This is a genomic window from Mastigocoleus sp. MO_188.B34 (genome assembly GCF_030065675.1).
Classification (GTDB): domain Bacteria; phylum Cyanobacteriota; class Cyanobacteriia; order Cyanobacteriales; family Nostocaceae; genus Mastigocoleus.
Genome location: NZ_JASJDK010000192.1, coordinates 1 through 10,474 on the forward strand (window position 1 = coordinate 1; position 10,474 = coordinate 10,474).

Genomic DNA, 10,474 nt, shown 5'->3' on the forward strand with positions numbered 1-10,474 from the left:
ACAAAAATATTTATGTCATTGCGAACGATAGTGTTAGACCGCAGCAAAGCTGAACGCGGAGCGCGTCCTCAGCAATCTCAAAGCCTTGCGTTAGCGTTAGCGTGTCCGACAGGACATATGCTACGTTATGCTACGCTCCACTAGCCCGCAGCAAAGCTGTTCACCGTAGGTGCGTGCTAACGCAATGACAAATATACAATTAATTTTCTCCAAGTACTTGTATTGAGTGTAACTCAAGAACTAAGTAAAGTAAGAGAGCAAATTGAGCGAATTGATGCTCAACTCAAAAACTTACAAAATCAGGTGGCTTATTCCACAATTATCTTAAATTTAGAAGCCGCAGTTGTTAATTCTAGTCCAGAACCCCATATTTATTACTACTGTGTTCACCGAATTATGATGACAAATGCCAGTTACTTAGCTTAAAATATTACCAATAAATTCATTTAATTAAGTAATAATACTTAAAAACTTAAGCTATGCCTACTTATGAATTTTTAGAAATAGCCAATACTGATGGTGATGGTAGTTTTGAAAAAAAGAATTTTATTAGCTACGAAGAATTAAAAAAACATTCCACATATTCAGATGCATGGATTGCAATTGATGGAATTGTATACGATATTACAAATTTTATTCATGAGCACCCTTTTGGTGACACATTTAGAGGAATTATAGGGACAGATTGTAGCGGTTTATTCGCATCGGCACACATCCATGTAAATGCGGAAAATTTCCTTAAGAACGAGCGCTATTTGAAAGATAATAATATTAATTTAGTAGGGTATCTTTGCGTAAATCAAGATAATTTACATAAAGATAACAATGGCAAATATTTAGATAGGATAGTTTATAAAAAACTAAATAATGATGAGTTTTGGTTAGAACTAAAGAGTAGAGTAAAGAATTATTTAATAGACAATAATGAATTAACACATTATTCCTTAACAGAAGGAATAATGTACTTACTATATCATTCTACAATATTTCTATTGTTATCATATATCACTTGGATGAGTGGTTCAGTTTTGTCATCAATACTATTAGGGTTTCATATGGTTTGTGCGTCAGCAAGTATGTCTCATATGGTTGCTCATTTTGGATTCACAAAAAATCAATTGTTAGGATTTATCGCTTTACATTTTATGGATCTAAGTGGATTTTCTTGGCTGGAATGGCAAATTGTTCATCAAACACATCACAATCAACCTCATTCGTCCATAGATTATCAAACCAACCAATATGTCCCTATACGTATTCATAAGTATGTCAAACTTAATAGACATCATAAATACCAATATCTTTATTTTTGGATAGGGATATTATTTTATCATTTACGTGCTTTTCCAATGAGTACTATTTGGTTAATTAAGAATAGAGAATTTGCACGTTATAGATACGAGATAATTGGACATCTTTTATCAAAAGTTGCATTTATTTCACTTATTTTTTATTGCGGATATTTACATGGGGTTTGGAAGGCTCTCATACTATTTATTATATATTCGATATCTTTCTCTTTTTTCGCCTTTATATTACTTTATAATAATCATGAGGAAACTCATAATGTATTATCACTAAATGAAAATATAAATCCTTATCACAATAAATTTTCATGGGCTGAAATTCAAGTAAGAACGTCTGGGAATTGGTATCCGACTAATTGGATATTATCTTTTATCGAATTTCATTATGGATATTTTAATTACCATATAGAGCACCATTTATTTCCATCTTTTAAGCCGATTTTATTAAAAAAGATAAGTCCTATAGTTAGGAATGTATGTGATAAGTATGATATTCCATACATTTCAACAACATTTATTGAAGTTCATCAATCATTTCAAAGACATATCAAAAAAATGGGTCTTGAGGTTTGAGTAGCAACTGTGCAGAAATTACCGTAACTTATATTTTGCACCTCTGAGTATAAACCCAGATAAATTCAAAATAAGCGCGATAAAGGTACTTAATTTTTATGAGCTTATATCGCTAATTCAAGAGTTTTGGCTTTTTACTGAGTAATACAATTACATCAATTTTTGTTGGTGCAAAATGTAAGGTAAGCTGAAAACACTTGTCAGATATGTTATTAACTTCTTCAAGCGAATGTGAGGGGCATCAGAGGTGAACGGCTACGCCGCGTCCAAACACGTAGTGCTAGCCATCTTTTTTATTGTTAAATAACTTTAAAAGCTGTGATGCTTATTCTGCAAAGCTTGTAGCTTTGCTTAGTGCCATTCGGCTTTGGGCGTATAGGATACTTGATTGGACAGCAAACTCTAAAGATTGGGTTAGTTCATAAAATCGCTCTTCATCTCGTTTATCAAAAGGGATATTACCTTGTTTATTCAGCGCTTCAACAACGGCAAAAACCTCGCCTTGGCTATTGATAATCGGTAAACATAAAATGCTGCGGCTTCTAAATCCTGAATCGCGATCAATTTTGGGATTAAACCGAGCATCATTGTAAGGATCGGGAATGTTGAGGGTTTCACCGGTCGTTGCAACATGCCCTGCAATTCCAGTATCAATGGGAATTTCAATATTAATTAATTCACCATCTTTTCCTCTAGCATTTTTTGACCATAAAATCTGATGTTTTCGATCAACAATGAAGAATGTCACTTGTTTGGCTTGTAGCAATTGAGCTATTTTTAGGGAAATCACTTGGAGTGTAGTCTGCAATTTCAAGTCAAAGGAGTGATTAGTTAATAAATTAATCGTGTTTAGCATCTGTTTTAATTCACTGTTTAGCTTACCCAAAAACTCTGAAAATTGTGTGTTAGAAAGTTGGTTGACTAAGTTTTTGATCTGTCCGCTATCTGTATTAGCAATAAACGAGGTGAGATTACTCAAATTTAGGAGCAGTTCGCCTCTCGACGTGGATAAACGTCCATCTTCTAAGCTAATAATCCGATCGGCAATATCTAGAATACGGTTGTCATGAGTTACTAAAATAATTGTGCAACTTTGCTGCTTAGCCAGTTTTTGCATTAGTTCTACAATTTCACGCCCTGTATGTCCATCAAGGGATGCTGTGGGTTCATCAGCCAAAATAACTTGGGGTTGATTAACTAATGCACGGGCAATGGCAACCCGTTGCTTTTGTCCTCCTGATAGTTGATCTGGGCGTGAGTGTAAATATTTTCCTAAACCTACTGCTTCTAAGGCTACCTTTGATTTTGCTTGTGATTCCTCTGCTGAGATTGGATATAGTGCCGCAGCCATTTCAACATTTTTGATGGCGTTAAGGGAACTTAATAGATTATGGTCTTGAAAAATAAAACCAATTTGACGACGTACTTTTTTTAAACGACTGCTGCTAACACCAGCCATTGTCTGTCCTAAAACATATAAGTTGCCTTCCTGAACCGTCCGTAATCCACCGATCAGTGTTAACAGTGTCGTTTTGCCGGAACCAGATGGTCCAGTCATAATGACAATTTCCCCAGGCTGAATCTCAAGATTTATATCAAATAATATTTGACGACGGAGACTTCCTGACCCGTAATAGTGGTTTAGTTGATTGGCGACAATGGTGAATTCTAATGCCATTACTTTATCTGCTTCAATTTTTTGTTGACATCCTCCCCGCACTAAAAAACGCGGAGATTTGGTTGGGTATTTATCCCACAACTTTAGAAGATGGGAAGCTGCACCGACATTTAGTTAAATCTAACAGAACCGATGTAATAAATAATAATTATGTTGAGAACACTATCTATCGCCTGGGCACAACTTTTACACCAAAAAGTACAGACAATTGTCACTATTCTTGGTATTGCATTTACTGTAGTTTTGCTATTTATGCAGGTTGGATTCCGTATTGGACTCTTAGAGAGCAGTACTCAATTTGCTGCTAGTTTTCAAAGTGATATCGTTTTAATTAGTAATTCTTCCATCTCATTTTCTTTCGCAGTTCCTTTTTCAGAACGCCGCTTAAATCAGGCTTTAGCCTTTGAAGAAGTGGAAGCAGTAACACCAGTTTATGCCACAATGACTTCAGTAAAACGGTTAGAAAAGCAACCCAAATTTATGGCATCTATTCAAGTTATTGCTTTTCCTCTAAAGCCTAATGTTATTGATTTGCCAGGGGTGATAGAAAATTTAGATAGCTTAAAAGGAAATAACCTTTTTATATTGGATAGAAAGTCTCGCTCAGAATTGTCCTCATTAATTACGGAAGTCAAAAATAATGGGAAAGTGAGTGCCGAAATAACCTCTGTTGGTTTTGAAAGAAAGAGAATTGATATTGTCGGTTTATTTGAGATGGGAGCAAGTACTTATTACAATGGAAATTTAATTACTAGTGAAGCAACTTTCTTGAATACCTTTGGTCTAAGCTCAGGAGAAATCATAGCTGGCTTAGTGCATGTAAAGCCTGGAGTTGATGTTCCTGAATTGATATCTCGTATGAAAGCTTATCTTCCTAACGATGTCAGAGTAATGTCAAAAAAAGAACTTATTAAAGAAGATAAGACATTTATAGAATATAGTTCTCCAATGGGGATCGTATTTCTCTTTGCAATGATTTTTTCAATTATCATTGGTATTGTTATTTTGTATCAGGTGCTGTTTCAGAATATCTCCAGGTTTACTAAGGAATATGCCACCTTAAAAGCACTTGGTTATAGTCATAGGTTTCTAGTAAATATTGTGTTAGAACAAGTCTTAATTTTTGCTATTTCAGGTTATATTCCCGGATTTATCATATCTTGTTTTGTCTATAATGCTCTAGCTGAAGTTACTAAAATGAAATTCCTAATGAGTTTTAATATAGCAATATTTATCCTATTTTTAATTCTTCTAATCTGTATAGTTTCTGGAGTTATTGCTACTAATAAATTGAAGGAAGCGAATCCAGTAGATGTTTTTTAACCTAAACTCTGATATTGAACTAGAAATATACTTTCTCTTACGAAAAATACTTGATGAGAATTACTGGTATTTTTACTGGTTTGGTAAATTATCTTGTCCAAAAAAATAATGCAAATGACGAATCGCAATTACAGTTTTTATTGGTTTTCAGAAGAATCAATAATAGCATTGACTTGTAAGTTTGTTAAATGGGCAACCCGTTGACTATCTTCAGAATTTAGGCGAATTTTCACTTCTACTACTCTAGCATCGACATTATTTGTGGGATTAGTTCCTAAAACCTTTTGTCGTTGAACCTGTAGACCAATTTCTTCTACAGTTCCTTGTAATTCTTCGACTACTCCATCAGAAGTAATAGTAACAGATTGTCCCTGATGGACTCTTGTGATATCGCTTTCATAAACTTCTGCTGTGACATACATTTGCGAAGTATTTCCTAATTCAACAATGCCCTGATTGTCAATCATTTCCCCGGGCCAAGTATGAACTTTTAAAATTTGACCGTCTTTGGGGGCTCTTACATAAGCTAATGCCAAATTGGTCTCAGCTTGTTTGACGGCAGCTTGGGCTGAGGCTAGTTCACTATGAGCGAGTTGAAGATCGACAGGACGCACTTCACTAATAGCACTGAGCATAGCTTTATTTTCCATCATTTTTGTTTCAAGGGTAGTAATAGTGCGATTAAGATCGGCTTTCGCTGCACTAATTTTATTGGTTAGGGTATTAATAATACGCTGAAGATTTACTTGAGCTTCTTGGAGTTGTTTTTGGATAATTTCTTGCTGTAAACAGACTCGATCATATTCCTGATCTGATACTGCTCCATTTTGGTGTAATGTTTTATAGCGTTGACAGTCAGTGGTATTCTTAAGGAGTTCTGTCTTCAATCGTTCAATAGTAGCTTGTTGAGTATTTCTTTCTCCGAGTAATTGGGCTTCTAGGCTAGCAATAGAAGCTCTGTGTATGGCAATTTGCCCATCTAACTCAGCTTGAGTACCCATAAATCGGGCGTTTTGAGCATTGATATCTCCTTGTTTTGCTCCTGCTTTCACTTTCGCTAAATTGGTTTGGGCAACTGCTACTTTGGTTTTGGCTTGTTGTAAAGATGCTTGTAGGCGATCGCGATTATTCAGAATGGCAATGATGTCACCCTTGGTGACACGATCGCCCCGTTGAACCATTAATTGAGTCACTGTTGCCCCTTCTCGAAAAGTAGGCGCTGATATTTTGGTGATTTCTCCTTTAGGTTCTAAATAACCCAAGGCAGCTACCCTCGAAGGAATTAGTAGTTCTTGATCGGAAAGGAAAGAAGAAGACTGTATCAGGGGTTGCTTAATAATATGTAATCTATAAAAAATTCCACAACTTACCAACAATAATCCCCATCCAGACAAGGCAAACACCATCAAAAGTTTTGATAATTTTGATGCTCTATTTTCTTGTAGATTAAAGATTCTCCTAGATCCCCTAACATTAATTAGCTCTCCTAATTTTCTATCCATAAAATAAGTATTTTGATATTTATTTTCATAAGAAATAAAAATTGAATTTTTATATAATATTTACAAACATGAATAATACTTAATTATTGATATCTTAACTAAAGATTAAACCTTTGTGTGGTAATCTCTTAATCCTTCCTTATTATTCAAATTTCAAATACTAATTCTGTATTAAATAAATTACTATTTTTTCTTTTTTAACCTCATTTATTTTCTATATCGACAGAATAAATACTGATAATCGTACATTTTTGAATACCGTCAAATATTACTGTTGCGTTCCGTGCTTTTTTGACGAGTCTTGTCAGTTTTCCCTTATCTCAGCATCTCTAATTTTTGCAACACAACCGTTTCGTAGCGCTACGCGTGTTCGCTCGCTGTAAGCGCGTTCAAGGGGCACGGCTACGCCGCGTCCAACGTGTCAACAAACACCAAAAGCTGACAAGACTCCACATAATTTAAGAACGTACAATCTAGCAAGAACACAGATAGAAAAATTGTCACAAGTAGTTACCTTATCTTCATATGTGGGAATTCTATAAGTGTCGTCTTTGACCAAAAATAGAGTTTTCCACGGAGAAGTAAATGCACAATCGGCATTTTGCCTTATGGGGCTTATCACTTATACTGTCATTCGCATCAGTTATAAAAACTCAAGCACAGTTAATCCCAGATAATACTTTAGGTGAAGAAAACTCTATTGTTACTCCCGTTAATTCACTTAAAAATCGAATTGATGGTGGTGCGATTCGCGGCTCAAATTTACTTCATAGCTTTCAAGAATTTAATATTGATAATGGTCAAAGTGTTTATTTTGATAACCCTGGAGCGATCGCTAATATCCTGACTCGGGTGACAGGATCAAATACATCTTCAATTTTGGGTAAGTTAGGAGTTTTGGGTAATGCGAATTTATTTTTAATTAATCCCAATGGGATTATTTTTGGTCAAAATGCGAGTTTAGATATTTCTGGTTCATTTAAAGCTACCACTACACCGAATATCTTATTTGATAATGGTTGGGAATTTAGTGCTACTAACCCCCAAGCACCACCGTTACTGGAGATAAATCTTACTCCTGGTTTACAATATCCAAGTCATCAGGTTCATCATATTCAAAATCCTCTGAGTCTAGATACTATTAATCTAAATATTACCCAAGGAGATATTACTAACAAAGGAAATTTAAGTGTTGGAGAAGATTTAAATCTGGTAGGGAGAAATCTGAATCTAATCGGGAAGTTGAATGCTGGTGGAAATTTAAAATTGCAAGCAAGCAATACTTTGCAGATTCGCGACTACCTGACTAAACCTTTTATTGCTTCTGCTGGAAATGATTTATTATTGCAAGGGAATCAAAGTCTAGATATTTCTGCATTAAATCATCCAGATAGTGGTTTGTTTTCTGGAAATGATTCAGTTTTAAGGAGTTCAGCAGCAGTACTTGGTGATGCTCATTATTTTAGTGGTGGAAATTTCAAAATTGAACAATTAGATGGAAACTTAGGAGATTTAGAGAGTCCCAAAGATCCAATTATCAGAGCTAGTGGGGATGTTAGCTTTGATAGTTATACCGGTGCATCATTGCATATTCTCGCTGGGGGAAGTGTCAATATTACTGGTGATGTGACGATTACCGGTGCAGATGGAGCAAATGGATTAGAGGAAACAGTTACTCTTTCCAATGGGGAGAGTTTAGAAATTAATGGTAAAACTCAACCAACTTTAGATATTAGAGCAGGTACTACCGCATTTGGTATTGTAGGAGTTACGGGAACTGGTAGTTTTACACCGGGAAATCCCAATACGCTCGGAAATCCAAGTAGTAACAATATTGTTGTTGGTGGAAATATTAAAATCGATAGCGCTGATGGTTTGGTGTTTTTAACAAATCAATATAACGCCAATCCTAATTTAAGTGGTGGAGATATTCTGATTCAAGGAGATATTGATACAAGTCGTGATTTTGGGAACGCAGGGAATATCCTTCTCGATAGTACTTCTCAGGTGATAATTCCCAACGGAATAGAAATTTCCAGTATTACAGAAGGAAGTGGACAGGGAGGAAACATTCAAATTATTGCGAATGATTCTGTAGCAATAACTAACTCCAGTTTATTAGTAAGTAGTCGGGGATTGGGAGATGCAGGTAATATATCCATTGAAACTGGGAAATTGACTGTTGAAGGAATTACAGATGCTGCAGTGATATCTGCCAATAATGATAATATTGGTAGGGGAGGAGATATTGATATTAACGCTTCAGAATCAATTGATATGACTGGTAGCTTAGTGCTGATATTTACAAGTAGCACTGGAGCAGGGGATGCGGGTAATTTAAATATTGATACTAAACAGCTAATCCTTGATGATGGTGTTACTGTATTCAGCAACACTGATGTGGGGGGAGGAAAGGGAGGAAATATAAATATTAATGCTACCGATTCTGTAAAACTTTCGAATGATTCAGATTTATATACTAGAGCCTTAGGGGATAGTAAACCAGGTGATATAAATATTACAACTGGGCAATTGATTCTTGAAAATGGAGTTGATATATCTAGTGGTAGTATTACTAGCATAGCCGGAAACATTAGTTTACTTGATTTAACATCTTTGCAATTAAATCAAAACAGTAAAATTTCTGCATCAACAACCGATGGTGAAGCAGGTGATATTGTTATTAATGCTTCTAATGAAGTTAAACTTGAAGATAATAGTACAATTGCGTCAGGAGCAATTGGTAATGGAGAAGCAGGCTTTTTATCTATTGTCACCGACAAGTTAACAATTAACGATAATTCCCAAGCAACCGTTAGTAGTATAGCAAAAGGAAATGCAGGTGAAATATCAATTCAAGCTGCGGATGTAAGTTTGACTAACCTAGGAACAATTTCTGCACAAACTTTTTCTGGTACCAGTGGAAATATTACACTAAAAAACTTAAAAACCCTCTCATTAAGTGGAAGTAGTTCGATCAATGCAACTACAAATAATGGTACGGCTGGAAATGTTGAAATTAATGCTACAGATTCAATTCAATTAGAAAATGCTAGTAAAATTGTATCGGAAGCAACTGGTAATGGTACTGCTGGTAATATGAGTATTACCACTGGTCAATTAACACTCAGCAATCTTTCACAAGCAAATGTGAGCAGTAAAGGGAATGGAAGTGCTGGTAGTGTTTCGATTGATGCTAGTGATGTTTTACTGACAAATCAATCACAAATAGCTGCAACAACAAAATACGGTACCGGTACTGATGGTCACATTACCTTAGATAACTTAAATTCTTTAGAACTTTTGAATAGCCAAATATCTGCATCTACGATTAATGCAGAAGCAGGAGATATTGAAATCAACGCCAAAGACTTGGTCAATATTTCAGACAATAGCAAGATTATATCGGAAGCAATAGGTTCAGGAATTGCAGGGGAATTAACCATCAATACCAATCAGTTGACAATGACTGATAGTTCCCAAGCAAATGTTAGTAGTAAAGGTGATGGAAATGCTGGTAGTATTTTAATTAATGCTGATGATGTTAATCTTGCTAATCAAGCAGAAATATCTGCAACTACCAAATCTGGTATTGGTGGAGATATTCAACTAGAAAACCTAACAACCCTTTCATTAAGCGAAAATAGCTCCATCAGTGCAAATACAACTGATGGTAAAGCTGGAAATATTGAAATTAACACTACAGATTCAATTCAAGTTGAAAATGGTAGTAAACTTGCATCAGAATCTATTGGTGATGGTACTGCCGGTAATATAACCATTAGTACAAACCAATTTCTAATTACTGATAATTCCCAAGCCAATGTTAGTAGTAAAGCTAATGGAAGTGCTGGTAGTGTTTTCATTAATGCTAGTGATGTTTTCCTTTCCAATCAATCACAAATAGCTGCGACCACCGCAGAATCAGGTAGCGATGGTAATATTACCTTAAATAATTTAAATTCTTTAGAATTGTCGAATAGTAAAATATCTGCATCCACAATGAATGGGGAAGCAGGAGATATTAATATCAGCGCCACAGATTCAGTTAAACTTTCGAATAGTAGCAGCATCGTATCAAAAGCAACAGG

At 35.3% G+C, this 10,474-nt stretch carries 5 protein-coding genes and 2 pseudogenes; 4 read left to right on the plus strand and 3 right to left on the minus strand.

Features of this window, described 5'->3' with window-relative positions:
* Positions 1-219 precede the first annotated feature (219 nt).
* Together QNJ50_RS27250 and QNJ50_RS27255 are read left to right on the plus strand one after the other, a co-directional pair.
* Positions 220-363 (plus strand): annotated as a pseudogene (locus tag QNJ50_RS27250) (DUF4349 domain-containing protein); the annotation flags it as partial.
* Between the two features lie 116 nt (positions 364-479).
* Positions 480-1,880, plus strand: a complete 1,401-nt coding sequence (locus QNJ50_RS27255) for a fatty acid desaturase (protein WP_300641922.1) — start codon at positions 480-482, stop codon at positions 1,878-1,880.
* A gap of 325 nt (positions 1,881-2,205) precedes the next feature.
* On the opposite strand, the gene QNJ50_RS27260 is transcribed toward QNJ50_RS27255, so the two are convergent.
* Positions 2,206-2,736: a GAF domain-containing protein gene (locus tag QNJ50_RS27260; RefSeq protein ID WP_300641928.1), complete on the minus strand. Its 531-nt coding sequence runs from the start codon at positions 2,734-2,736 to the stop codon at positions 2,206-2,208.
* A 153-nt stretch (positions 2,737-2,889) separates the two neighbouring features.
* Positions 2,890-3,558 (minus strand): annotated as a pseudogene (locus QNJ50_RS27265) (ATP-binding cassette domain-containing protein); the annotation flags it as partial.
* 150 nt (positions 3,559-3,708) lie between these two features.
* On the opposite strand from QNJ50_RS27265, the gene devC reads away from it, so the two are divergent.
* Positions 3,709-4,881 (plus strand): ABC transporter permease DevC, encoded by a 1,173-nt coding sequence (devC, locus tag QNJ50_RS27270; RefSeq protein ID WP_300641923.1) that lies wholly within the window; start codon positions 3,709-3,711, stop codon positions 4,879-4,881.
* A gap of 137 nt (positions 4,882-5,018) precedes the next feature.
* Here devC and QNJ50_RS27275 read toward each other — a convergent pair whose 3' ends face one another.
* A complete protein-coding gene (locus QNJ50_RS27275) occupies positions 5,019-6,383 on the minus strand; it encodes an ABC exporter membrane fusion protein (RefSeq protein WP_300641924.1) in 1,365 nt (454 codons plus the stop codon).
* Positions 6,384-6,968: 585 nt separating this feature from the next.
* Between QNJ50_RS27275 and QNJ50_RS27280 the strand changes: the two genes are divergently transcribed.
* Positions 6,969-10,474, plus strand: a 3,506-nt coding sequence (locus QNJ50_RS27280; protein WP_300641926.1) for a filamentous hemagglutinin N-terminal domain-containing protein, incomplete at its 3' end; no start/stop codon positions are given.

Coding starts and splice junctions, on each gene's coding strand:
- QNJ50_RS27255 (WP_300641922.1), top strand. CDS start 480: ATGCCTACTTATGAATTTTTAGAAATAGCCAATACTGATGGTGATGGT.
- QNJ50_RS27260 (WP_300641928.1), bottom strand. CDS start 2,736: ATGCTAAACACGATTAATTTATTAACTAATCACTCCTTTGACTTGAAA.
- devC (WP_300641923.1), top strand. CDS start 3,709: ATGTTGAGAACACTATCTATCGCCTGGGCACAACTTTTACACCAAAAA.
- QNJ50_RS27275 (WP_300641924.1), bottom strand. CDS start 6,383: ATGGATAGAAAATTAGGAGAGCTAATTAATGTTAGGGGATCTAGGAGA.